22 protein-coding genes and 1 pseudogene are annotated in these 23,957 nt (G+C 67.8%); 8 read left to right on the top strand and 15 right to left on the bottom strand.

All coding sequences use genetic code 11. The annotated features are described in order from the left end of the window. The first annotated feature begins 78 nt into the window (after positions 1 to 78). The 3 genes from glmS to HWX22_RS00525 all read left to right on the top strand — a co-directional run bounded on the left by glmS (position 79) and on the right by HWX22_RS00525 (position 4,270). Positions 79 to 1,902: a glutamine--fructose-6-phosphate transaminase (isomerizing) gene (glmS, locus tag HWX22_RS00535; RefSeq protein ID WP_059818888.1), complete on the top strand. Its 1,824-nt coding sequence runs from the start codon at positions 79 to 81 to the stop codon at positions 1,900 to 1,902. Continuing rightward, a complete protein-coding gene (locus tag HWX22_RS00530; RefSeq protein ID WP_175914942.1) occupies positions 1,902 to 3,200 on the top strand; it encodes a hypothetical protein in 1,299 nt (432 codons plus the stop codon). The genes glmS and HWX22_RS00530 overlap by 1 nt, the downstream gene beginning before the upstream one ends. A gap of 233 nt (positions 3,201 to 3,433) precedes the next feature. Next, positions 3,434 to 4,270, top strand: a complete 837-nt coding sequence (locus HWX22_RS00525) for a cytochrome c (protein ID WP_175914816.1) — start codon at positions 3,434 to 3,436, stop codon at positions 4,268 to 4,270. Between the two features lie 21 nt (positions 4,271 to 4,291). Here HWX22_RS00525 and HWX22_RS00520 read toward each other — a convergent pair whose 3' ends face one another. From HWX22_RS00520 to HWX22_RS00510, 3 genes are read right to left on the bottom strand one after another with little or no spacing between them, the layout of a single operon-like run. Continuing rightward, a complete protein-coding gene (locus HWX22_RS00520) occupies positions 4,292 to 5,548 on the bottom strand; it encodes a Zn-dependent hydrolase (protein WP_175914815.1) in 1,257 nt (418 codons plus the stop codon). Further along, on the bottom strand, positions 5,541 to 6,080 hold the full coding sequence (locus tag HWX22_RS00515; RefSeq protein ID WP_175914814.1) for an L-2-amino-thiazoline-4-carboxylic acid hydrolase: 540 nt from the start codon (positions 6,078 to 6,080) through the stop codon (positions 5,541 to 5,543). Before HWX22_RS00515 ends, HWX22_RS00520 begins: the two co-directional genes overlap by 8 nt. Positions 6,081 to 6,097: 17 nt before the next feature. After that, complete coding sequence (locus HWX22_RS00510) at positions 6,098 to 7,264, bottom strand: branched-chain amino acid ABC transporter substrate-binding protein (protein ID WP_175914813.1); 1,167 nt, start codon at positions 7,262 to 7,264, stop codon at positions 6,098 to 6,100. A 177-nt stretch (positions 7,265 to 7,441) separates the two neighbouring features. On the opposite strand from HWX22_RS00510, the gene HWX22_RS00505 reads away from it, so the two are divergent. Further along, the gene (locus tag HWX22_RS00505) at positions 7,442 to 8,335 is read left to right on the top strand and encodes a LysR substrate-binding domain-containing protein (RefSeq protein ID WP_175914812.1); all 894 of its coding nucleotides are present in this window, start codon (positions 7,442 to 7,444) and stop codon (positions 8,333 to 8,335) included. 21 nt (positions 8,336 to 8,356) lie between these two features. On the opposite strand, the gene HWX22_RS00500 is transcribed toward HWX22_RS00505, so the two are convergent. From HWX22_RS00500 to HWX22_RS00490, 3 genes are read right to left on the bottom strand one after another with little or no spacing between them, the layout of a single operon-like run. Then, the gene (locus HWX22_RS00500; protein ID WP_175914811.1) at positions 8,357 to 9,058 is read right to left on the bottom strand and encodes an amino acid racemase; all 702 of its coding nucleotides are present in this window, start codon (positions 9,056 to 9,058) and stop codon (positions 8,357 to 8,359) included. 15 nt (positions 9,059 to 9,073) lie between these two features. Continuing rightward, on the bottom strand, positions 9,074 to 10,378 hold the full coding sequence (locus tag HWX22_RS00495; protein ID WP_059818882.1) for a cation:dicarboxylase symporter family transporter: 1,305 nt from the start codon (positions 10,376 to 10,378) through the stop codon (positions 9,074 to 9,076). A gap of 1 nt (position 10,379) precedes the next feature. Continuing rightward, positions 10,380 to 11,336 carry an ABC transporter substrate-binding protein gene (locus tag HWX22_RS00490; RefSeq protein WP_175914810.1) on the bottom strand — a complete coding sequence of 319 codons (957 nt, stop codon included), beginning with the start codon at positions 11,334 to 11,336 and terminating at the stop codon, positions 10,380 to 10,382. A 321-nt stretch (positions 11,337 to 11,657) separates the two neighbouring features. Here HWX22_RS00490 and ahpC point away from each other — a divergent pair, with 321 nt between their 5' ends. Both ahpC and ahpF read left to right on the top strand, forming a co-directional pair. Continuing rightward, positions 11,658 to 12,221: an alkyl hydroperoxide reductase subunit C gene (gene ahpC, locus HWX22_RS00485; RefSeq protein WP_059607791.1), complete on the top strand. Its 564-nt coding sequence runs from the start codon at positions 11,658 to 11,660 to the stop codon at positions 12,219 to 12,221. 124 nt (positions 12,222 to 12,345) lie between these two features. Next, positions 12,346 to 13,944: an alkyl hydroperoxide reductase subunit F gene (ahpF, locus tag HWX22_RS00480; RefSeq protein ID WP_175914809.1), complete on the top strand. Its 1,599-nt coding sequence runs from the start codon at positions 12,346 to 12,348 to the stop codon at positions 13,942 to 13,944. 114 nt (positions 13,945 to 14,058) lie between these two features. Here the strand turns inward: ahpF and HWX22_RS00475 are convergent, their stop codons facing one another. From HWX22_RS00475 to glnH, 7 genes are all read right to left on the bottom strand, one after another. Next, positions 14,059 to 14,871, bottom strand: a complete 813-nt coding sequence (locus HWX22_RS00475) for an extensin (RefSeq protein WP_175912033.1) — start codon at positions 14,869 to 14,871, stop codon at positions 14,059 to 14,061. Between the two features lie 329 nt (positions 14,872 to 15,200). Further along, complete coding sequence (locus HWX22_RS00470; RefSeq protein WP_175914808.1) at positions 15,201 to 15,755, bottom strand: carboxymuconolactone decarboxylase family protein; 555 nt, start codon at positions 15,753 to 15,755, stop codon at positions 15,201 to 15,203. Positions 15,756 to 15,780: 25 nt separating this feature from the next. Further along, positions 15,781 to 17,115: an aspartate aminotransferase family protein gene (locus tag HWX22_RS00465; RefSeq protein WP_175914807.1), complete on the bottom strand. Its 1,335-nt coding sequence runs from the start codon at positions 17,113 to 17,115 to the stop codon at positions 15,781 to 15,783. 15 nt (positions 17,116 to 17,130) lie between these two features. Next, the gene (locus HWX22_RS00460; protein ID WP_175912037.1) at positions 17,131 to 18,180 is read right to left on the bottom strand and encodes a C45 family peptidase; all 1,050 of its coding nucleotides are present in this window, start codon (positions 18,178 to 18,180) and stop codon (positions 17,131 to 17,133) included. 20 nt (positions 18,181 to 18,200) lie between these two features. Beyond that, positions 18,201 to 18,929, bottom strand: coding sequence for a glutamine ABC transporter ATP-binding protein GlnQ (glnQ, locus tag HWX22_RS00455; protein ID WP_014899691.1), 729 nt, complete (start codon positions 18,927 to 18,929; stop codon positions 18,201 to 18,203). Further along, the gene (gene glnP / locus HWX22_RS00450; RefSeq protein WP_175912039.1) at positions 18,926 to 19,633 is read right to left on the bottom strand and encodes a glutamine ABC transporter permease GlnP; all 708 of its coding nucleotides are present in this window, start codon (positions 19,631 to 19,633) and stop codon (positions 18,926 to 18,928) included. Before glnP ends, glnQ begins: the two co-directional genes overlap by 4 nt. Before the next feature lie 15 nt (positions 19,634 to 19,648). Beyond that, positions 19,649 to 20,401 carry a glutamine ABC transporter substrate-binding protein GlnH gene (gene glnH / locus HWX22_RS00445; protein ID WP_059450633.1) on the bottom strand — a complete coding sequence of 251 codons (753 nt, stop codon included), beginning with the start codon at positions 20,399 to 20,401 and terminating at the stop codon, positions 19,649 to 19,651. 281 nt (positions 20,402 to 20,682) lie between these two features. On the opposite strand from glnH, the pseudogene HWX22_RS00440 reads away from it, so the two are divergent. Then, a pseudogene (locus HWX22_RS00440) lies at positions 20,683 to 21,006 on the top strand (LysR family transcriptional regulator); the annotation flags it as partial. Between the two features lie 48 nt (positions 21,007 to 21,054). On the opposite strand, the gene HWX22_RS00435 reads toward HWX22_RS00440, so the two are convergent. Further along, complete coding sequence (locus HWX22_RS00435) at positions 21,055 to 21,426, bottom strand: MAPEG family protein (RefSeq protein WP_175912041.1); 372 nt, start codon at positions 21,424 to 21,426, stop codon at positions 21,055 to 21,057. A gap of 303 nt (positions 21,427 to 21,729) precedes the next feature. Here HWX22_RS00435 and alr point away from each other — a divergent pair, with 303 nt between their 5' ends. After that, positions 21,730 to 22,851: an alanine racemase gene (gene alr / locus HWX22_RS00430; RefSeq protein ID WP_175914806.1), complete on the top strand. Its 1,122-nt coding sequence runs from the start codon at positions 21,730 to 21,732 to the stop codon at positions 22,849 to 22,851. A gap of 139 nt (positions 22,852 to 22,990) precedes the next feature. On the opposite strand, the gene HWX22_RS00425 is transcribed toward alr, so the two are convergent. Then, positions 22,991 to 23,785: an enoyl-CoA hydratase gene (locus HWX22_RS00425; protein WP_175914805.1), complete on the bottom strand. Its 795-nt coding sequence runs from the start codon at positions 23,783 to 23,785 to the stop codon at positions 22,991 to 22,993. Positions 23,786 to 23,957 lie beyond the last annotated feature (172 nt).

The raw sequence follows: 23,957 nt of genomic DNA, 5'->3' as shown, positions 1-23,957 counted from the left end.
TGCGACGCGACACGGCTCCCGAATTCGCGCCGTCGCGCTCGTGCGCCGGCCGGCAACTTCCTGTAGACGAGGTGAATCATGTGCGGAATCGTCGGAGCAAGCGGCCTGAACAATCAGGTGCCGCAACTGGTCAATGCACTGAGCCGGCTCGAATATCGCGGTTACGACTCGTGCGGCATCGCCGTGCTGCGTGACGGCCGCCTGCGCAGCGAACGCACGCTGCGACGCGTGGCGGACCTGCAAGACCGCGTGGTGACGCTCGGCCTCGAAGCGCAGACGTGCATCGCGCACACGCGCTGGGCGACGCACGGCGCGCCGTCGGAAATGAACGCGCACCCGATCATGTCGGGCGACACGATCGCGGTCGTGCACAACGGGATCATCGAAAACCACGATGCGTTGCGTGCCGAACTGCGGGAGCGCGGCTACACGTTTCGCGGCGAGACCGACACCGAGGTGATCGCGCATCTGATCCACAGCATGTATCGCGACGACCTGTTCGATGCCGTCACCCGCGCGGTCAAGCGGCTGCACGGCGCGTACGCGATCGCCGTGCTGAGCGCGCGCGAGCCGCAGCGGCTCGTCGCCGCGCGCGCGGGCTCGCCGCTCGTGATCGGCATCGGCGCGGACCAGAACTACCTCGCGTCCGACTGCGCGGCGCTCGGCGACCTGACCGACCGCTTCGTCTACCTGGAAGACGGCGACGTCGCGCTGATCACGCCGGAACGGATCGACGTGGTGGACGCGATCGGGAGCGAGGCCCAGCGTCCGCTATGCCTGGTCAAGGCGCGCGACGACGACGCCGCGCTCGGCCCGTATCAGCACTTCATGCAGAAGGAAATCTTCGAACAGCCGAAGGCGATCGCCGCCACGATCGATGGTGTCGACACGATTTCGCCCGCGCTGTTCGGCGGCAGCGACAGCACGCGCGCGCTGCTGTCGAAGACCCGGAGCGTGCTGCTGCTCGGCTGCGGCACCAGCTACTACGCGGGCCTCACTGCGAAATACTGGCTCGAGAGCATCGCAGGCATTCCGGCGCAGGTCGAGATCGCGAGCGAATACCGCTACCGCGACACCGTGCCCGATCCGCGCACGCTGGTCGTCGGTATTTCGCAGTCCGGCGAAACTGCCGACACCATCGGCGCGATCGAGCGCGCGCGCGCGATGGGCCAGGATATGTCGATGGCGATCTGCAACGTGGCGACCAGCTCGATCGCGCGCGGCGCGCCACTCAGCTTCCTGACGCGCGCCGGCATCGAGCTCGGCGTCGCATCGACCAAGGCGTTCACGACGCAGCTCGTCGCGCTGTTCGTGCTGACGCTGACGCTCGCGCAGCAACGCGGCCGGCTCGATGCGGCACATGTCGCGATGCACCTGAAGAAACTGCACGAACTGCCGGATCGCATCGCTCACGCACTCGCGCTGGAAACGCAGATCATGGGCTGGGCCGCGAAGTTCGCGCGCACCGAGAACGCGCTGTTCCTCGGGCGCGGCATTCACTATCCGATCGCGCTGGAAGGTGCGCTGAAGCTCAAGGAAGTGTCGTACATCCATGCGGAAGGCTATCCGGCCGGCGAACTGAAGCATGGCCCGCTCGCACTCGTCACGAGCGCGATGCCGGTCGTCACGATCGCGCCGGACGACCGCCTGTTCCAGAAGCTGAAGTCCAACATGGCCGAGGTGCGCGCACGCGGCGGGCGGCTGTACGTACTCGCGGGCCATCATCTCGAGATCGACGCCGATCGCGACACGCACCTGATCCGCGTGCGCGAATCGGGGGACGCGCTGTCGCCGATCGTCAACGTGATCCCGTTGCAGCTGCTCGCGTATCACGTCGGGTGCGCGCGCGGCGCCGACGTCGACAAGCCGCGCAACCTCGCTAAATCCGTCACCGTCGAATGATGCGACGGCCGGTCGCGGCGCCGATCGCCACCGTGCGCGCCCATGCGGGCGCGCGCGCCGCCGCGTGGCGTGTCGCGACCGTGCTCTGCGGCGCATGTTGCGCCGTCGCGGCACCGTCGCACACGTTCGCCGGCGCGCCGGTCGTGCACACCGTCACGGTGCGGGCGCCCGCGTCGCCGCAGGACAGCGGCGACCCGCGGCGCTTCATGCACGGAATCGGCGTGGCCGACGCCGGCGACGGCCGACGCTGGGTGTTCTTCAGCAGCTCGGGCATCGCGCCGCGCGGCGCGCTGCGCAACGGCAACTGGCCGCACGACGTGTACGTCGGCGAATGGCTGCCGGGCAAGCCGCGTCTGCTGCGCGTCCGTACGTTCATCAGCCGCCCGGAAGCGCAGGAGCCCGTATCGATCGCGCAGAATCAGCGCGGCGACATCTTCGTCACGTTCGAGGACGGCTGGAACACGCCGCAGGAGGTCAGCCAGCGCTACGGCGTCTATCGGCGCGACCTGAAGCCGATCAAGCCCTACCCGAACGACGTCGAGGCGGGCGGTCACTCCGGGCATGTCGCCGCGGTAGGCGAACGCTTCGTCGTGTTCTATTCCGCCGACTGGATCGACGGCGGCGGCGTCGACAACCTCGGCACCGGCAACGGTGTCTACGTGAAAACCTACGATGCCGACGGACGCGTGCTGAATCACGTGCCGGTCGCGCCGCACCGCCGCGAATGGTGGCCCGTGGTCGCCAGCTCGCCGCACCGCGCGCTGCTCGTCTGGCAGAAATTCATCGAAGGCAGCACGGATGCGACGCTCGAATACGCGATGTTCGATCCGGTCACGGCGAAGCTCGACAAGCTCGGGCCGCTGAGCGACGCGATCCAGTACTACGTGTATTCGTCCGCGTACGTGCCGGCGATCGACCGCTTCGTCGTCGTCACGACGACGGCGGACAATCGCGGCGTCGCGATGCTGATCGACCCGGACGGCCGCCGCCTCGCGACACTCGACTGCCTGCCGGCGTCGGTGCGGGAATCCGGAATCGGCGTCGACGGCACGCATGCGTATGTGCCGACGCGCGACGGGCGGCTGCTGACGCTGGCGCTTTCGCCAACCGGCATGTCGGTGAGCGGCGCGCAACGCTCGCCGATTCCGTGGGGTTCGACCGGCATCGCCGGGTTCGCGGCACGCGGCGGGACGATGCATTTCGTATCGCTGACGCCGTCCGGGACGCGCGAAGCCGATTTCGACACGGCAAGGGAAACGCCTTTGCCGAAGACCGACGCGCAGTGTCCGACACATTGACGGCGATGCGAACGGGACCGGACCGACACCGTCGCCCCGTGTAATTGCGCAGCCGGCCGACTTGCGCAATGCGATCCCGCCCGCTGCCGCCGGCCGGCGCGATCGCCGCCACTGCGCCAATCCCGCATCGAATTCGCCAGCGACGCCCGTACCGGCTAGACTGTCGCCCGATTCCATTCATCGGCCGCGCGCTCGCCTCCCTGCCGCCGCCGGAACGCCCCCACGGAGAACGAATGCTGAAGCGCCGGTGGTTTTCGCTGTTGCTGGTGACGGTGTGTCTGATCGCGACGCGCGCGTCCGCGCAGGGCTCGCTCGAACTCGAGACCGACGGCACGCCTCGCGTGCTGACGCGCCAGGCGCTGCTCGCGCGCGCCGACGCGACGGACATCCACGTGCCGCGCGACATCGCGTACGGCCAGCCGATGACGTTCCGCGCGGTGCCGTTCGCCGCCCTGCTCGGCGACACGCCGCTGCCGGCGGACGGCGTGCTCGAAACACGCGCGGCCGACGGTTTCGCCGCGCAACTGCCGTTGGATCTCGCGCGCCGCCGTGCGCCGGCCGGAGCCGTCGCGTGGCTCGCGATCGAGGACCCCGCGCATCCGTGGCCGAAGCTGCCGGGCAAGCAAGTCAGCGCCGGGCCGTTCTATCTCGTGTGGCTGGGGCCGGACGCATCGTCGGTGCGCGGCGAGCAATGGCCGTATCAGATCGTACGCATCACGATCGAATCGTCGCCGCTCGCGCGCTGGCCATCGCTCGCCGTCGATCCCGCGCTGCCGACGAACGATCCGGCGCGCGCGGGCCAGCGCCTGTTCGTCACGCAATGCCTCGCGTGCCATCGCCTCGACGGCGCGGGCAGCAGCCAAGCCGGCCCCGACCTGAACGCGCCGATGAATCCGGTCGACTACTTCCAGCCCGCCGCGCTGCGCCGATACATCCGCAATCCGGCATCGGTGCGCGACTGGCCGGGCCGCGTGATGCCGGCGTTCCCGCCCGATCAGCTGAGCGACCGTGAGCTCGACCAGATCGTCGCCTACCTCGCGTTCATGGCGCGGCACAAGGCGGGCAAGTAAGCCGCGCCCGTCACGCGCGCATCACGCGCCCGGTTCCTGCGCGCTTTGCAGCACCGCGCGCAACAGCACGTCGGCGCCCGCCGCCGACCATTCCGGCGTGATCGCCTCGGCCTCGTTGTGGCTCAGCCCATCGACGCACGGCACGAAGATCATGCCCGTCGCCGCGACGCGCGCGATGTAGCACGCGTCGTGACCCGCACCGGAAACGATGTCCATGTGCGGCAGCCCGAGCGCCTGCGCCGCATCGCGCACCGCGTCGATGCAGTGCGGCGCGAACGGAACCGGCGGATACGTGAAGATCTGCTCGATCCGCGCACCGAGGCCGGCGTCGGCCGCGACGCGCGCTAGTTCCGCACGCAGCGCCGCGTCGAGCTCGTCGAGCACCGCATCGTCGGGATGGCGAAACTCGACCGTGAAGAAGCAGCCACCCGGCACCGTGTTACGCGAATTCGGCCGCGCCTCGATCATCCCGACCGTCGCGCGCGCATGCGGCGCATGGCGACGGCCGAGCGCATCGACGAATTCGATCATCCGCGCGGCACCCACCAGCGTGTCGCGCCGGAATTCCATCGGCGTGGTGCCCGCATGCGCGTCGACGCCCGTCAGCGTTACCTCGTACCAGCGCTGCCCCTGCCCGGCGGTCACGACGCCGATCGTCTTGCCGGCGCGTTCGAGAATCGCGCCCTGCTCGATATGCAGTTCGTAGGCGGCATGCACCGCATAGCCGCCGACGGGCTCGGTGCCCGCGTAGCCGATCCGCGCGAGTTCCTCGCCGATCGTCCTGCCCGCGCCGTCGGTGCGCGACAGCCCGTATTCGAGCGGATAGACGCCCGCGAACACGCCGGCCGAGATCATCGCCGGCGCAAAGCGCGACCCTTCCTCGTTGGTCCAGATCACGACGTCGATCGGACGCTCGGTCTCGATCCCCGCATCGTTCAGCGCACGCACGACCTCGAGGCCGCCGAGCACGCCGTAGATGCCGTCGTAGCGGCCGCCGGTCGGCTGCGAATCGGCGTGCGAGCCCGTCATCACCGGCGCGGCATCGGGATGGCGGCCCGCGCGGCGCGCGAACACGTTGCCCATCCGGTCCACCCGCACCGTGCAGCCGGCATCGCGCGCCCACTGCACGAACAGATCGCGCGACTCGCGGTCGAGGTCGGTCAGCGCGAGACGGCAGACGCCGCCTTTCGGCGTCGCACCGATCTGCGCCATCCGTTCGAGCGACGCCCACAACCGCGCGCCGTCGACGCGCGGTGCATCCGCGAAATCGTCACGCATTGCCGGCCTCCGGCGCGTCGTCGCGCGGTGTCGTGCGCAACGCATAGCGGAAATCGCAGCGCTCGCCGCCCTGCATGATCGTGCTCGTGCGCGTCAGCGCGATGCGCGGGTCGTAACCCTCGATGAAGTAGCTGTCGCGGGCACAGCTCAGCAGGTGGCCGATCTCGCCGAGCCCCATCGCGTGATACATCTCCGCGTAGCTGCAGCGATGCACGTCGTAATCGTAGTGCGCGTCGTCCGCTCGATGCACCTCGACGTCGAGCGCGTCGTCCTTCTCCCACAGCACCTGCAGCGCGATGAACGATTGCACGCTCGTACCGTCGGGCTCCTGCGCGGCGAACGTGCGGCCCGCGTCGACGGCCGCGCCGCGCACGGCTTCCGCGATCACGGCCTGCGCGCGCTCGGTGCCGAATTCCCGCTTCATGATCTCGTAGATCGGCTTGATGATTTCCGCTTCGATGCGGCGCCGCGCGAGAATGCCGAGGCGCGAGTCCTCGGGTGCCGCCGTGGATGCATGTGTCGTGTCGGTCATGGGATTCGTCTCCGTCGTCATTTCGTTGCCGGGTGCGCGCCGCCGAGCACGTCGACGACGGTCCACTTGCCGCCGCGCACCTGGTAGATCGTGAATGCCGGGTCCTTCAGATTGCCTTCGGCGTCGAACGCGACCCGGCCGGTCACGCCGGGCCGGTCGATCGCGCGCACGGCCGCGACCAGCTTCGCCGGCTGCGTCGTGCCGGCCTTCTGCGCGGCCGCGATCAGCGTGGCCGCCGCGTCGTACGCGAACGGCGCGTGCAGCTCGATCGGCGCGTGAAAGCGCGTGCGGTACTGCGTGTCGAACGCCTTGCCGCCCGGCATCCGGTCGAGCGGCAGGCCCGGTTCGAGCGCCGTCACGCCGTCGCCGTCCTTGCCCGCGAGCGACAGGAAGGTCTGGCTCACGAAGCCGCCGGCGCCGAGCAGCGGCGCGTTCACGCCGAGCTGGCGCATCCGGCGTGCGATCGGCGCGGCCTGCGCGTCGAGCCCGCCGAAGAACACGAGATCCGCGCGCTTGCCCTTGATCGCGGTCAGCACGCCGCTGAAGTCGGTCGTCTTGTCGTTCACGTACTGGCGATCGACGATCGTGCCGCCGTTCGCCTGCACGCCCTTGATGAACTGGTCGGCCAGCCCCGCGCCGAACGACGTGCGATCGTCGATCACCGCGATACGCCTGGCCTTCAGCGTCTTCACCGCATAGGCGCCGGTGAAGTTGCCGCCCGCATCGTCGTGACCCATGATGCGGAACGCCGTCGCGTAGCCCTGCTGCGTGTACGGGTGGCCGGTGGACGCCGGCGCGATCTGCGGAATGCCCGCATCGCGGTAGACGCGCGACGCCGGCACGCTGCAGCCCGTGTTCCAGTGACCGACGACGCCGATCACGTGCTGGTCGACGAGCTGCTGCGCGACCGCGACGGCCGTGCGCGGATCGGATTGATCGTCGGCCGCGACGAGCTTGTAGACGACCGGCTTGCCGCCGATGCTCGGATGCGTCGCGTTCGCGTCGTCGATCGCGAGCTGCGCGCCGTTCTGCAGGTCCTTGCCGATCCGCGCGGACGGGCCGGTGAGCGGCGCGGCGAGACCGATCTGGATCGTCTGCGGCGCGGACTGCGCGAAGGCGGGAACGGCGGCGATCAGCGTGGCCGCGGAGAATGCGAGGCTGGCGGGAAGAAAAGCGATTTTCATGTGCGGGGATCGGGGACTCGAATCAAAACATGAAAAATATTAAATATTCGGCTCCTGCACCCAAAATACTCAATTGTTGGATGCTTATGCCATTTCCGACACAATAACGTAATCGCCTGTAAATACGGGATATTTTTGCGTTGTCGCTTACCCTGATTTTTCGATAAAATTCGACACATGAAAAATATCGAACAATTGCCGCACGATCCGCCGCTGCGCGCCGTCCGCGCGTTCGAGGCATTCGCGCGTCTCGGCTCGGTCACCGCGGCGGCGCATGAGCTCGACATCACGCCGTCCGCCGTCAGTCACCAGCTGCAGCTGCTCGAAGCGTTCATCCAGACACCGCTGACCGTGCGCGAAGGCCGGCTGCTCGCGCTTACCGACGAGGGGCGCGACTACTACCGCTCGATCAGCACCGCGTTCTCGGTGCTGCGCAGCGCGACGCGCTTCGTGCGCGACCGGTCGTCGTTGCGGCAGATCACGATCAGCCTGATTCCGCTGCTCGGCATCGGCTGGTTCATTCCGCGGCTGCACGCGTTCCTCGCCGCCAACACCGACGTCGACGTGACCGTGCTGTATGCGCATCACCGCAACTATCGAAGCGACGCGTCCGACCTGTCGATCCGCTTCGGCACCGGCGACTGGCCCGGCTACCGCTGTGAGCGGCTGCTGCCGGGCGCGATGGTGCCGATGTGCAGCCCGTCGTTCCTGAAGCGCCACGGGCCGTTCCGCACGCCGGCCGATCTCGCGCGGGCGCCGCTCGTGCACGACGAGGATCGCAGCACCTGGGTCAACTGGCTGCAGGGCGCCGGCGTGCGGCACGTGTCGCACGCGGTGGGGCCGATGTTCGAGGACGGGCAACTTACGCTAAGCGCGGCGCGCGCGGATCTCGGCGCGGCGCTGCTGCGCGCGCCGCTGGTCGAGCGCGAACTGGCGAGCGGCGAACTCGTGAAGCTGTTCGACCATGCGCTCGACGACGGGCGCGACTACTACCTGTGCACGCGCGAGGACACGGACATGCCGGACGGCGCGAGACGGCTGGCGGATTGGCTCCGGCGGATGGCCGCATAAGCGCGCCGCCCCGCCGTTGCGTCACACCGCCCGCCCCCATCCGCGCGCGACCGCATGGGCGACCGTCGCGCGCGCCAGCTCCTGCGTGCTGTCGATCAACGCGAACGGTGCATCGCGCAACGCGCGCGCCGCGATCGGAATTTCCGTGCAGCCCATCACCGCCACGCCCACGTCCCGTCGCGCCAGCGTCGCGAGCGCGCGCGTCAGGCACCGCACCGACGCATCGATCTTCCCCGCCTTGACCGCCGCGATGCACGCGGCGATATCGCGCTGCGCGGCCACGCCCGGCATCACCGGCTCGAAACCGCGTGCACGCAGCGCCGCCTGGTAGAAGCCCGACACCAGCGTGCCGCCCGTGGCGAGCACTGCGACGCGCCGCACGCCCGCCGGCAACGCGACCACCGACGCATCAACGATATGCAGGATCGGCGCCGCGCTGCGTTCGCGCAGCGGCGCATACCAGTGATGCGCCGAATTGCACGGCATCGCGATCACGTCCACGCCGCAGCGGTTCAGCAGCGCGATGCCATCGAGCAGCGCCGGCAGCGGATCGGTCCCGCCGTCGATGATCGCGCGCGAGCGATCGGGCGTTCGCGTCAGGTTCGCGACGATCATCGGCAGGTGCTCCTGATCGCAACGCGCGCGTGTCAGCCGAATCACACGATGCATGAAGTCGACCGTGGCCAGCGGCCCCATTCCGCCCAGTACGCCGACAAGTGCCATGACGCCTCCCCTCCTTCACGCACGCGGCGGCCGCGCGCAGATCGCGGATACGACGGCCGAGTTGCCGATCACCAGCAACAGTGTCCGCAATATTTCGCAGAACGGATCGATCGCTGCGAAAAGCACGAACGCAGCCTCGAACGGCAGGTGCAGTGCCGCGCACACCATGCCGGCGAGCGACACCGTCACGACGCCCGACGTGCCGGTCGACGCGAATCCGGCCAGCACCGATGCGACCAGCACGACGCAAAGCTCGCCGGGGCCGAGCGACCGTTCGTAGAGTTGTGCGACGAACAGCGTCGCGCTTGCGTAATAGACCATCGGCCCGACGCGCAGCAGCGACACGGCAAGCGGAACGACCAGTTCGACGCGCGCACGGGCAAAGCCGAAGCCGTCGGCCAGGCACTCGATCATGCTCGGCATGCAGGCCACGCTGCTGCGCGTGGCAAGCGCCATCGCGAACGGCGTGCGCAACCCGGCGAGCGTCTCGGCCAGCGTCGCGCCCGAGCGTTTCCAGATCACGACGATCGCGGCCGCGATCAGCACGAGCGCGACGACGGCGAACGCGGCGACGAAGCGGACCATCGCCTCGAGCGGCCCGAACCCCGACGTGCCGATCTGCGCGGCGCCGCCGCAGAACAGCACGATCGGCGTCGGATACGCGAGCCAGTGCATGATTTTCTGACACGTGAAATAGACGGTCTCCAGCGTCTGGCTCAGCGCCGCCGAGATGCTCGCCGGCACGCGTCCCGACGCGAAGCCGAAGAACAGCGAGAACACCAGCGCCTTCAGCGTGTCGCCGCTCGCGAGCGCCGCGAAGAAGTTGCCGGGCACCAGTGCGATCAGCATGTCGGCAAGGCCCGACGACTTCTCCGCGGGATCGGTGCCGTACAGCGTCATCACGGTGTCGCTCGCCGCGCCGTCGCTGCCGACCAGCGCGCCGAATGCCTTCAACGTCGCGTTCGACAGATGCTCGCCCGGCCGCATCGCGACCAGCACGACCGCGCCGACCGCCACGACGAACACCGACGCGCAGCCGAAGATCGCGATCACGCGCATCACGAGGTCCGACGCGCTGCCGTCGCGCAGCAGCCGCTGCAGGCTGAAGATCACGGCGGCCGTCATGAACGGCAGCGCCGTCATCTTCAGCAGGCCGACGTACACCTGGCCCACATAGTCGAACTTCGGCGCGGCGGCCGGCCACAGCACGCCCGCCACGATCCCTAGCGCAAGGCTGCCGAAGACCGTCAACGGATGGATCGCGAACGCATGCAGCCGCTCGATGCGGGGCATGATCCTGATGTTCTCGTTCATGTTCATGTCAGCGACCCATCGCATCGAGCAAGGATTTCACGTCGAGCCGCTTGTTGCGCTCGGCCAGGAACTGATTGACGAACGCGAGCAGCGTCGGCGTGGACACCGGCACGCCGACGGCAAGCGCGTCGGTGAGGTCGTCGAAGGTCGCGACGCGCAAGCGGATCGGCGCGGTCGGGTCGTCCTGCATCACCAGCTTGATCGCGAGTTCGTCGCGATACACGGCCGTGACCGCGCCGGCGTTCAGCGCGTCGAGCGTCGCCGGCCAGCTCGGATACGTGCGCACCCGCGCGGCCGGGAAGTCGCTGCGCACGTATTCCGCATAGGCCGACCCCGCGACGACGCCGATCGTGCCGCGGTAATCGCGCACGACTTCCGGCAGCGCGCGCCCTTTCGCGAGTTCCGCGAAGCTGACGCGGTTGATCAGCAGCGCGCGTCGCAGGTTGATGTACGGCGTGCTGAAGCGGATCACCTGCGCACGCGGCAACGTGCGCGACAGCTTGCTGATCGCGACGTCGGCCTGCCCGGTCGCGAGCAGGTGAACGACATCGTCGAACGTGCGCGCATCGCGGTCGAACTGCACGGACACGCCGAGCTTTTTCGCGAGTTCGTCGGCGAGATCGATGTCGACGCCCGCCATTGCACCGTTGCGCGACATGAAGAACGGCGGCTGATCGACGCCGAGCACCGCGACGACGAGCGCGCCGCGCGAGACGATGCGGGCGAACTCGGGCGCGAGCAGCCGGCCGTCGGGCATCTGCACGAGGCCGGTCGATGTGGTGGCGGGTATCGCCGTCGCGGCCGGCGCGGACGCATCGACGGCGAGCGCCGGCGCGGCACACGAGAGGGTCACGAATACGCAGGCCACACCGCGCAGAAGCCGATGCAGGCATCGCCACATGGGGACGATCTCGCGGAACCACGCGAGCGGCGCACACAGGGCGCGTCCGGAAAAAAGGTTCATGGCGGCAGTGGGACGGAGAGTGTCTGACGACCGCGCAGCCGTTCGTGCCGAACGGGCGCCGGGCCCTTGCGCGGGGCGCATCGCCGTCGCCCGGCGCCGCGCCCTCCCGCACGCCCAATGTGTCAGAAGCGCCGGCTGGCCGAAATCCGCCGAAAGGCCCGGCCCGGATGGCACGGGCCGACCGGACGGCCCGTCGCGACGGGGGCCGGAAGCAGATAGAAATTCCCGATGCCGCGGATTGAAACAAGCAATTTCACAAACCTGGGGTGAACCCGGATACTGGCAACACTTCATCAACACCCAAGCAAAGGAACTCGCAAGATGCCGATCATCAACACCCAAATCAAACCGTTCAAGGCAACCGCATACCACAACGGCGATTTCGTGCCCGTGTCCGAAGAGAACTTCAAGGGCAAGTGGTCCGTCGTCGTGTTCTACCCGGCCGACTTCACGTTCGTCTGCCCGACCGAGCTGGGCGACCTCGCCGACCGCTACGCGGAATTCCAGAAGCTGGGTGTCGAGATCTACGGCGTGTCGACCGATACGCACTTCACGCACAAGGCATGGCACGACACGTCGGAAACGATCGGCAAGATCAAGTACCCGATGATCGGCGACCCGACGCTCACGCTGTCGCGCAATTTCGACGTGCTGATCGAGGAAGAAGGGATGGCGCTGCGCGGCACGTTCGTGATCAACCCGGAAGGCGAGATCAAGCTGTGCGAAATCCACGACAACGGCATCGGCCGCGACGCGGGCGAACTGCTGCGCAAGGTGCAGGCCGCGCAATACATCGCGGCGCATCCGGGTGAAGTGTGCCCGGCCAAGTGGACGCCGGGTGCGGAAACGCTGACCCCGTCGCTCGACCTGATCGGCAAGATCTGACGATCGCGTCGCGCGCCTCGCACGAGGCGCGCGCGTCACGCGAACACGGGCCGCCTCGTGCGGCCCGCGCCCTTCTCCGGCACGACTGCCCGACCATAATTATCAATACGGAATCCGAAACGCCATGCTCGACGCCAATCTCAAGAACCAACTGAAAGCGTACCTCGAAAAGATCACGCGCCCGATCGAACTCGTCGCGTCGCTCGACGACAGCGCGAAATCGCAGGAACTGCTTGCGCTGCTGAACGAGATTGCGTCGCTGACGTCGCGCGTGACCGTGACCGAACGCCGCGACGATGCCGAGCGCAAGCCGTCGTTCTCGATCGGCGAACCCGGCAAGCCGGCCGGTATCCGCTTCGCCGGCATCCCGATGGGCCATGAATTCACGTCGCTCGTGCTCGCGTTGCTGCAGACGGGCGGCCATCCGCTCAAGCTCGACGACGACGTGATCGAACAGATCCGCGCGCTCGACGGCGATTACGCGTTCGAGACGTATTTCTCGCTGTCGTGCCAGAACTGCCCGGAAGTCGTGCAGGCGCTGAACGTGATGTCGCTGATCAACCCGCGCATCCGCCACGTCGCGATCGACGGCGCATTGTTCCAGAACGAAGTCGAAGCACGCCAGATCATGGCCGTGCCGACGATGTTCCTGAATGGCGAATCGTTCGGCCAGGGCCGCAGCAGCGTGAAGGAAATCCTCGCGAAGCTCGACACGGGCGCCAGCGCCCGCGCCGCGAAGTCGCTCGAGAACAAGCCGGTGTTCGACACGCTGATCGTCGGCGGCGGCCCGGCCGGTGCGGCCGCCGCGATCTATTCGGCGCGCAAGGGCATCGCGACGGGCGTCGTCGCCGAGCGTTTCGGCGGCCAGGTGCTCGACACGATGGCGATCGAGAACTTCGTGTCGGTGCAGGAAACGGAAGGACCGAAGTTTGCCGCGGCGCTCGAGCAGCACGTGAAGCAGTACGACGTCGACATCATGGACGTGCAGCGCGCCGACGCGCTGATTCCGGGTGACGTGCACCAGATCCGCCTCGCCAACGGCGCGGTGCTGAAGGCGAAGACGATCATCCTCGCGACCGGCGCACGCTGGCGCGAAATCAACGTGCCGGGCGAGCGCGAATACCGCAACCGCGGTGTCGCATACTGCCCGCACTGCGACGGCCCGCTGTTCAAAGGCAAGCGCGTGGCGGTGGTCGGCGGCGGCAACTCGGGTGTCGAGGCCGCGATCGACCTGGCCGGCATCGTGAAGGAAGTCACGCTGATCGAATACGGCGCGCAACTGCGCGCGGACGAAGTGCTGCAACGCAAGCTGCGCAGCCTGCCGAACGTGACGATCGTCACGCAGGCGCAGACGACCGAGCTGACCGGCGACGGCAGCAAGCTGAACGGGATCGTCTACAAGGATCTGCGCTCCGGTGAAACGAAGCGTGTCGATCTCGAAGGCGTGTTCGTGCAGATCGGCCTCGTGCCCAACACCGAATGGCTGAAGGGCACGATCGAACTGTCGAAGCACGGCGAGATCGTCGTCGATGCGCGGGGTGCGACGTCGGTGCCGGGCGTGTTTGCCGCCGGCGACGTGACGACGGTGCCGTTCAAGCAGATCGTGATCGCGGTGGGCGAAGGCGCGAAGGCATCGCTCGGCGCGTTCGATCACCTGATCCGGCAAGACGCGACGCCGGCGACCGCCGACGCGCCGCAGGTCGAAGAAGCGATCGCCGCGTAACGCGCGACGCACCGCGCAGGTTCGTCTCTCTTGGCCCCGCATGCCCTGGTCGGCGTGCGGGGCCCTTTTTTATCCGGCGTCGAGCGGCGTTGCGCGAGCGCCGCCGCTCCGTTCTCACTGAGCCACGCCGGGCCCGGCGTTCGCCGGTGTGGCTGCCTTGAAGCTGCTCGACTGCTTGACGAGCTGGTCGGTCATCGCGGCGGCGACCGGATTCGCACCCGTCGACGCATGCTGCGGATCGACGCTCGGCGCCGCCACGTATCGCGGTGGCGGCAACGACGGATCGAGCTTTGCCGATTCCCGCACGAGTGCCGCGGTTTCAGGCGTTTCGGATTTCATCGCGGGGGTCGCGGCCGCGTGCCGCTCGAGCCCGTCGCGCTTGCGCGCCGCGCGCTGGGTCGGCTGCTCCGCCTGCTGACTCGGCCGAGCCGCCTGCGTCGCCTGGGCCGGCGGCGTCGACTGCACGGGTTGCGCCGCTTGTACCGGCGCTTTTACCGGCGGAGCGGGCTGGGCTTTCGGCGGGGTCGCAACCTCCGGCTCGATCGTCACGACATGGACGGTCGGCGGCGGCGCACTCGGTTTCGCCGGTGGCGCCGCCGCGGCGACGACCGGCGCAACGGCAGCAGATGCCGGCGCCGCGCTCGTACGCGCAGGAGCCGCGGACGGCGGCCGTGCGGCCGCTGGTTGCGGCACGGCCTCATCGACATGCTTGGAAGGGACGGCGACCGCCGCAGGCGGCGCGATCGTGCCTTGTGCGGTGTGTCCGTCGTTCGCCGCCGTCACGGCGGCGGCAGGGGCTGCGGAATCGCCGATACCGGCCTCCGCGATCGCGCGGTGGTCCGCACGCAGGAGCATTACGTAGCCGGTGCCGGCCGCGGCGACCAGCAGGCCGCCGGCGATCATCAATGTCTTACGGGTACTAGTCATGCTTGCTCACCGATCTTATCGACGTGAACAAGCCATCATACGCGTGCGATCGCGGCCGATCCCGCACGAATACAATTGGTTTCATTGATGTCGACCCCAGAGCGGCGCGGCCTTGCCGCACCGCGTCGCCCTATCGTCAGACGGTTCGACATCGCCCCCAGCGATATTGCATCGGACGATCGAAGTCGCGGAAGGTCGGCCATTCGCGCTGCACCACCGCGAGCCAGGGAACGCACCGCGTGTCGAGAAACGGCGCCACACCTTGCCGCGCCGGCGCGTATGAACGACATACGCAATGAACGCGATCGACACAATCCGGCATGCAGCGATTATTCCGGAAACGGCAAATCGGTCTGTCCGTCCGCGCGCATGCCGAACGTGTTGAGCGTCATCGCCACGAGTGCGTAATAGCCGAGCAGCGCAACGAGGTTCACGACGGTCTCGTGGCCGAAACGCGCCTGCGCGCGCGCGAACGTCGCATCGCTCACGCGCCGCGTGTCGTACAGCTCGCTCGCGAACGCATGGATCAGCGCATCGTCGTCCGATTCGAACGCCGGCTCGACGCCGCGGCGGATCGCGTCGGCCGTCGCGGCCGGCACACCCGCATCGAGCGCGATCGGATGATGGATGTGCCACTCGGCCTGCGAGCGCCAGCGTGCGGCCGTCACGAGAATCGCGAGCTCCGACAGTCGCAGCGGCAGACCCGTGCGATAGCGGCAGAACGCGCCGAGCCGCTGCGCGTGCTGCGCGAGCTCGGGACTCGCGATCCAGCCGAGGAACGGCCCGTTCAGGTTGCCGCGCGGGCCGCTGAGAATGTCGGCGAGCACGGCCTTCTGCTCGTCGGTGGCCGATGCGGGATCGAAGGGAGGCAGTCTGTCCGTCATGGTGAGGATTCGATGAGGTAAAGGTTCACGCGCCGGCCGATGCGAGCGCCGCATCGATCGCGCCGGACAGCCGTTCGACGATCGTGTCGATCTGCTGCGCGGTGCAGACGAACGGCGGTGCGATCAGGACGTGATCGCCGTGCACGCCGTCGATCGTGCCGCCCATCGGATACACCATCAGCCCGCGCTGCATCGCCTCGCGCTTGACCGCCGCATGCAGCTTCAGCGCGGGATCGAACGTCGCCTTGCTGTCGCGATCGCGCACGAGCTCGACGCCGACGAACAGCCCGCGGCCGCGCACGTCGCCGACATGCGGATGCGCGCCGTAATGCTCGCGCAGCGACGCGCGCAGTTGCTCGCCGCGCGCCTTCACGTTGTCGAGCAGCTTCTCTTCGGCGATCACGCGCTGCACTTCGAGCGCGGCCGCGCAGGCCGTTGCATGACCGAGATACGTGTGGCCGTGCTGGAAAAAACCCGAACCGTCGACGATCGTCCGGTAGATGCGATCGCTCACCAGCGTCGCGCCGATCGGCTGGTACCCCGCGCCGAGCCCTTTCGCGATCGTCAGCAGGTCGGGCGCGACGCCATCTTCGTCGCACGCGAACAGGTAACCGGTGCGCCCCATCCCCGACATGATTTCGTCGAGAATCAACAGCACGCCGTATTTGTCGCACACCGCGCGAATCTTCTTCAGATAGGTACGCACCGGCGGCACCGCGCCGGCCGTCGCGCCGACCACCGTTTCCGCGACGAATGCGGCGACGTTTTCCGCGCCGAGTTCGACGATCTTCTGCTCCAGCTCGTCAGCCAGGCGCTGTGCATAGGCTTCGTCGGTTTCACCGGCCTGCTGGTCGCGATACGCATAGCACGGGCTCACGTGATGCGCTTCGATCAGCAGCGGCAGGAACGGCTCGCGCCGCCATGCGTTGCCGCCGATCGCGAGTGCGCCGAGCGTGTTGCCGTGATAGCTCTGGCGACGTGCGATGAAATGGCGGCGCTGCGGCTCGCCCTTCTCGACGAAATACTGGCGCGCGAGCTTCAATGCGGCTTCGATCGCCTCGGATCCGCCCGACACGAAATACACGTGTTCGAGACCGGCCGGCGCGGCCTCGACGAGCCGGTCGGCGAGTTCTTCCGCCACGTCCGTCGTGAAGAACGACGTATGCGCGTACGGCAGTTGCTGTACCTGCCGCTTGATCGCATCGATCACGCGCTGGTTGCTGTGGCCGAGGCACGACACGGCCGCGCCGCCGCACGCGTCGATGTAGCGTTTGCCGGTCGAATCGATGATCTCGATGCCGTCGCCCGCGACGGCGACGGGCAAGGTGGCGCGTGGAGCGCGATGAAAAACGGTCGTCATGCGTTGCCTCATGGATCAGGACGCGCTGCGCGCGTGCGCGGACGGCACGATGCGCGTCGCGAAGCGCTGCGTGCCGTGCTGGTGAATGGTGAAGTCGATCGCTGTGTCGCGAATCGCGAACACGGCGGTCGCCAGCGTGTTTTCGTCGTCGGGGTCGGCCGGATCGTCGCGATAGATCGGCAGTCCTTCCGGTGCGCGGTCGCCGAGCACGCGCAGCAGCGCGGCTTCGTCGATCGCGTCGATGCCCGGCGTCAGCGCATCGACACGCCGCTGACGATCGCCGGACGATTGCGTGACGATCTGCGCTTCCCCCTCGCATCCCGGATGCACGAGATGATTCGCGTGACCGGCAAGACGCGCGACTTCGACGACCGAGCAGCGCGCGACGCTCGCCTCGATGCTCAGGAGCCGCGGATCGCCGGTCGCGCCGAGCGTGTGGTGAAAGCCGCTCGCGCGCGCATGCGTGCGCAGCACGTCGGCGGCCGCATCGAGCGACGTCGCGTCGAGCACGGCGCGCGCGAGGATCATCCGCGGCACGCCGAGCGCCGGCGTGCGGATCCGCAGGTTGTTGATCGCCTGCGCGATGCCCGCGCGGTTCGCGGCGAACGTGTGACCGGGCAGCGAGCCCGGGTAGTAGAAACTGATGAAGCCCGGCTTGCCTTGCGGCTGCACGTCGACCAGCAGGCAGCGCTCGCGCAGGTACGGATCGCCGTCCTCGTTGTGCGCGATCCAGCGCGTGCCGTGCGCGTCGCGCCCGGCGAGCGTCGTGCAGCCGTCCGGCGCGTGATGGATCAGTTCGCCGCGGCAGTTCCACAGAAAGATGTCCTCGGCCGGCCAGCCGACGCCTGCCGCGATCCCGTCCAGTTCCGCGACGAGATCGGGGTACGCGGCCAGCGCGGCCTGCCGCAGCGCGGCAACGAACGGATGGCCGCGCCAACGGCGCACGGCCTGCCATGCGCTGCTCTGCTGCATGTACGCATCGAACACGGGGCGGGCAAGCTCGCCGAGGCGCACGCCGATGTCGAACGGCGTGCCGGCGATGACGGGAGACGGGGAAAGCGGCATGTCGGTTGATTCGGTTTCGTTCAGGACACGTGTTTCAGGAATTCCTTCAGGCGCGGTGTCGGCGGGCGGTCGATCAGGTCGACCGGATGGCCGTCCTCGGCGATGCCGCCCTGATCCATGAACAGCAACCGCGTGCCGACCCGCTTCGCGAAGCCGATCTCGTGCGTGACGACGATCATCGTCATCCCTTCGGTCGCGAGATCCTGCATCACTTTCAGCACCTCGTGGCGCAATTCCGGATCGAGCGCCGACGTCGGCTCGTCGAACAGCATCAGCCGCGGCCGGATCGCGAGCGCGCGTGCGATCGCTACGCGCTGCTGCTGGCCGCCCGACAGCTCCGACGGATAATGATTCGCGCGCGATTCGAGGCCGACCTTGTCGAGCAGCGCCATCGCCTGGTCGCGCGCGTCGGCGCGCGACGCGCCGCGTACCTGGATCGGCCCGAACATCACGTTCTCGAGCGCGGTCATCTGCGGAAACAGGTTGAACTGCTGGAACACCATGCCGGCTTCGAGCCGGATGTTGCGGATCGTCGATGCGTTGCCACGCACGCTCTGGCCGTCGACCAGCAGTTCGCCGCCGGTGATCTTCTCAAGCGCGTTGATACAGCGCAACATCGTCGACTTGCCCGAGCCCGACGGACCGATCACGACGACCACCTCGCCCGCGTCGATCTTCAGGTCGATATGCTTCAGCACCGGCACATGGCCGAAGCTCTTCGACACGTTCTGGAATTCGATCATGCTCATAAGATGCGCATCCTCTTTTCGACGAGCCGAAGCGTCAGCGTCATCGCGCCGGTCAGCATCAGGTAGATGACGGCCACCGCGGTCCAGATCTCGACCGCCTGGAAATTGCCGGCAATGATTTCCTGCCCCTTTCGCGTCAATTCGCCGACGCCGATCACGATGAACAGCGACGTGTCCTTGAGGCTCACGATGCACTGGTTGCCGAGCGGCGGAATCAGGCGCCGGAATGCGAGCGGCCCGACCACCTTCAGCAGCACGCGCGGCATCGACAGGCCCATCGCGAGCCCCGCTTCCGTCAGCCCCTTCGGAATCGACAGCAGCGCGCCGCGCACCACTTCCGCGAGATACGCGCCCGAATTCACCGTGATCGCGATGATCGCGGCCGTCAGGCCGTCGATCCGGATATGCGCGAGCAGCGGCAACGCGAAATACAGGAACATCACCTGCACGACGATCGGCGTGCCGCGGATCAGTTCAATATAAACCTGTGCGAGCACGTTCATCGCCTTCGGTCCGTATGCGCGGAACATGCCCGCGATCATCCCGACGACGAATCCGCCCACCAGCCCGAAAAATGCGATGAACACCGTCAACCGGACCCCGTCCATCAGGTCCGGCAACGCCGCCCAGATCGCCGACCAATCGAAATTCACCTGTCGCTCCCCGTCCGATTCAAGACCGGCGCGGCCGCCCGGCCGCGCCATGCAGTGCCGTCACGCTCACATCTTCGGCGGCTCGGCGCCAAACCACTTCTTGTAGATCTGCGCGTAGCGGCCGTCGGCCTTGATCTTCACGAGCGACGCGTTGACCTTCGGCACGAGCGCGCTGCCCTTCGGGAAGCCGATCCCGTACTTGTCACCGCTGACCGGCTGGCCCGCGACCTTCACCTTGCCCTTGCCTTCGTTGTTCACGAAGAACAGCACGTTCGGCGTGTCGTGCATCGCCGCGTCGACGCGGCCGGCCTCGAGCGCGAGATATGCCTGGTCAATGTTCGGGAACTGGCGGATCTCCTTCGGCTTCAGGTGCGCCTTGATCCAGTCGATCGTCGCGGTGCCCGTCTTCGCGGCGATCACCTTGCCGTTCAGGTCGTCGATCGACTTGATCGTCGTGTTGTCCGTCTGCACCATCGCCGCGAGGCCGCTGTCGTAGTACGGCGCGGAGAAGTCGATCGCCTTCTTCCGCTCTTCCTTGATGGTCATCCCCGACAGCGCGACGTCGATGTTCTGCGTCTGCAGCGCCGGGATCAGGCCCGCGAAATCCATCGGCTGGATCGTGTATTTCCAGCCCTGGTCCTTCGCGATCTCCGCCCACAGGTCGAGATCGAAGCCGACGTACTTGTCGCCCTGCTTGAACTCGAACGGCATGAACGACGTATCGGTCCCGACGACGAGCGTCTTGGTATCCGCGTGCGCGATGCTGGCGCCGAGCGCGGCGACCACCGCGACGGCTTTCAGGAAGGAACGGCGACTCATGGCTTTTCTCCGCATGGTTGAGCGATGTAACCGGCCGGCTGGCCGGGGAACGACGACATCAAGCCGCACCGCAACATGCGATGTTGAATTAGACCTTAGTGCAACAAGTGTTGTCAACACGGATACTACGACAACAAAAAAATGCTCAACAGGAAAATGAATCGAGACAAACCCGAGCCGCACGGGCGGGATTGATCGGAGGAAAGGCGTGCGCGGATGGGCGCCCGCCCGACGATTCGGCGCGACCGGAGAGTCCCATGCGCGCCGACGTCGGAGCGATCGACTTCGAAACGAAGATCGTCCGCTACAGCAGTTTCAGTCAGGTGATCGGCGCGGCGCTGGGCGGCGCGGGCATCGCGCTCGGGCGCGTGCCGCTGATCGAGCCCGAACTGCGCAGCGGCCGCCTGGTGCCGCTGGTGCCGGGCCTCGTACGCGATGCGTCATGGCGCTTCGTGCTGCGCCGCAATCCGTCGGCGCGGCATCGGCTGCTCGATCCGTTGATCGCGTTCCTGCGCCGCGAAGCCGATGCACCGCCGTTCCAGCTCGCGAAGATCGTTGCGCCCGCATCCAACGACAGTCACGCGCGCGGCGCGGGCGGTGCGTAGCGAACCCGCGCGCCGAGGCCACGCGGGGGCCTCCCGTTCATCCTCTCGTCACGGCGCGGCAAAGAACAACGCGACGACGCAGGCCATCCCCGCGAACCACACGAGCGAGCGCAGCGACGCCCAGTTCAGCAGGTACGTCAGCACATAGACGATGCGAATCGCGACGAACCCCATCGCGAGCTGATCGACGTGATGCGCATTCGCGCCGTTGTGCCATGCGACGACCAGTGCGGCCGTAAACAGCGCCAGCGCTTCCCACGCGTTCTGGTGCGCGGCCTGCGCCCGCGCGCGCCAGCCTTCGAGCCTTGCCAGGTACTCGCGCGGCGCGTGGTTGTCGTAGCCCTTGCGGGCCTTGGCCAGGAACGTCATCGGGAACGGCAACAGCGCCACGATGAACAGGCAGATCTGGGACGTCGTCATCAAAGTCTCCTCCTTTATGATTACATTGATCAATGACACGGTCGCGCAGAGCTTAGCATTGCGCCGGGCTGTTCGCGCACCGGTTTTCTAGACGGGAGACTCGGCAAAACCGCCTGCCGAAGGCAGTGACGGCATGGATCCGGCACAAAAAATTCCACCAAATCGCCAACAAATACGTTAATTAAAACTGGTCGAACACCAATAAGATAGCGCTCAACACTGGCTTGGCGTGTTGCCGCGCCAGCCTGCTCACCCGCGCCGCGCCGCCGCGTGCGCCGAACGACTTTCGACCCGAGCCCGCCCATGCCCCGTCCCATCGTCGCCCATATCCGTCCCGACGCCGTCCGCCATAACCTCGACTTCATCCGCCGCACCGCCGCGCAATCGCGCGTATGGGCCGTGGTCAAGGCCAACGCATACGGTCACGGGATCGAGCGGATCTATCCGGGCCTCGCGGCCGCCGACGGCATCGCGCTGCTCGATCTCGACGAAGCCGTGCGCGTGCGGGAGCTCGGCTGGAACAAGCCGGTGCTGCTGCTCGAAGGGATCTTCGAGCCGGACGACGTCGAACTGGCCGATCGACATCGGCTGACGGTGGCCGTGCACTGCGACGCGCAGCTCGATCTGCTGATCGCCGCGAAGCCCCGGCAGCCGATCGACATCCAGCTGAAGATGAACTCCGGGATGAACCGGCTCGGCTACCGGCCCGACGCATTCCGCGCCGCGTGGGAACGCGCGGCGGCCGCGCCGTCGATCGGAAAGATCACGCTGATGATGCATTTCGCGAACGCCGACGAAGGCGAAGTCGACTGGCAGCTCGATCAATTCGATGCGGCCACGGCCGGGATTCCGGGCGAGCGCTCGGCATCGAATTCGGCGGCCGTGCTGTGGCATCCGCGCGCGCATCGCGACTGGGTGCGGCCGGGCACGATCCTGTATGGCGCGTCGCCGACCGGCGCGTCGCGGCACATCGCCGACACGCCGCTGATGGCCGCGATGACGCTGACGAGCAAGATCATCGGCGTGCAGACGCTCGCGCCGGAGGAAACGGTCGGTTATGGCCGTCGCTTCACGGCAGACCGGCCGATGCGGATCGGCGTCGTCGCGTGCGGCTATGCGGACGGCTATCCGCGCCACGCGCCGACCGGCACGCCGATCGCGGTGGACGGCGTGATGACGCGCGTCGTCGGCCGCGTGTCGATGGACATGCTGACCGTCGACCTGACGCCGTGCCCGAACGCGGGCATCGGCTCCAGCGTCGAGCTGTGGGGCGATCGGGTGAAGGTCGACGACGTCGCGGAAGCCAGCGGCACGATCGGCTACGAGCTGATGTGCGCACTCGCGCGCCGCGTGCCGGTCGTGACCGTGCCGCCCGGCGCGTCGACGGTGCAGCCGGCGCTGCGCACGGGCAGCTACGGGCGTTGATGCCCGGCACGGATGCGGCGGCACGCTCGCTGTCGCCGCGCATCCGGATCAGCTCGCGGGCCGCTTTACCAGCGGCCCGTCTGCTTTTGCAACGTGTAAAGCGCGCTGGCGCGGGCAATGCGCACGCGCGGCCATCACGCTACGAACGCCACACCGGCTTGCGTTTCTCCAGGAACGCGTCGATCCCCTCGCCGGCGTCCTCTTCCATCATGTTGCGCGCCATCACGTCGCCCGCAAACGCGTACGCGTCGTCGAGCGGCAGTTCGCGCTGCCGGTAGAACATCTGCTTGCCGTAGCGCACCGCCGCCGGGCTCTTCGCGACGATCTCCGCGACCTTGCGCGCGATGGCCGCGTCGAGCGCATCTTCGGGCACGGCCTCGTTGACGAGCCCCCAGGCAGCCGCCGTCGCCGCATCGACGAAACGCCCGGTGACGAGCATGTCGAACGCGCGCTTCGCCGACACGTTGCGGCTCAATGCGACGGCAGGCGTCGAACAGAACAGCCCGACGTTGATTCCGGATACCGCGAAGCGCGCGGTGTCCGCTGCGACGGCGAGATCGCACGCGGCGACGAGCTGGCAGCCGGCCGCCGTCGCGATGCCGTGCACGCGTGCGATCACCGGCACCGGCAACGCGCGCATCGCGAGCATCACGCGGCTGCATTGCGCGAACAGCGTGCGGTAGTAATCGAGTTCGGGTTTGGCGCGCATCTGCCGCAGGTCGTGGCCCGCGCAGAACGCCTTGCCCTCGGCGGCGAGCACGACGCAGCGCACGTGCGGATCGGCGGCCAGCGAATCGAACGCGTCCTGCAGGCTCGCCAGCATCGCCTCCGACAACGCGTTGAACTGTTGCGGCCGGTTCAGCCGCAGCGTGACGACGCCGTCGCGCACGTCGCGCAGCAGGATCGGCTCGGGTGTTTCGTGACGGGATTCCATGATGCTCCGCTCGACGGGGTTCGATCGGGCGCGAATCCGCAGCACGGGCGACACGCGCCCGGATTCGCGATCGACATGATCACGAATCGTCCTCCACATTGCGCGCGACGTCCAGCGAGGCCGGCCGGCGGGCAGGCGAAGCGGGCTTGCGTGCAGCCGCACCACGAAGCGA

The sequence above is a fragment of the Burkholderia sp. BCC1638 genome, from assembly GCF_902833195.1.
Lineage (GTDB): Bacteria > Pseudomonadota > Gammaproteobacteria > Burkholderiales > Burkholderiaceae > Burkholderia > Burkholderia diffusa.
The sequence above is the reverse complement of the archived record's forward strand: the minus strand, read 5'-3'. Positions and strand labels throughout refer to the sequence as shown.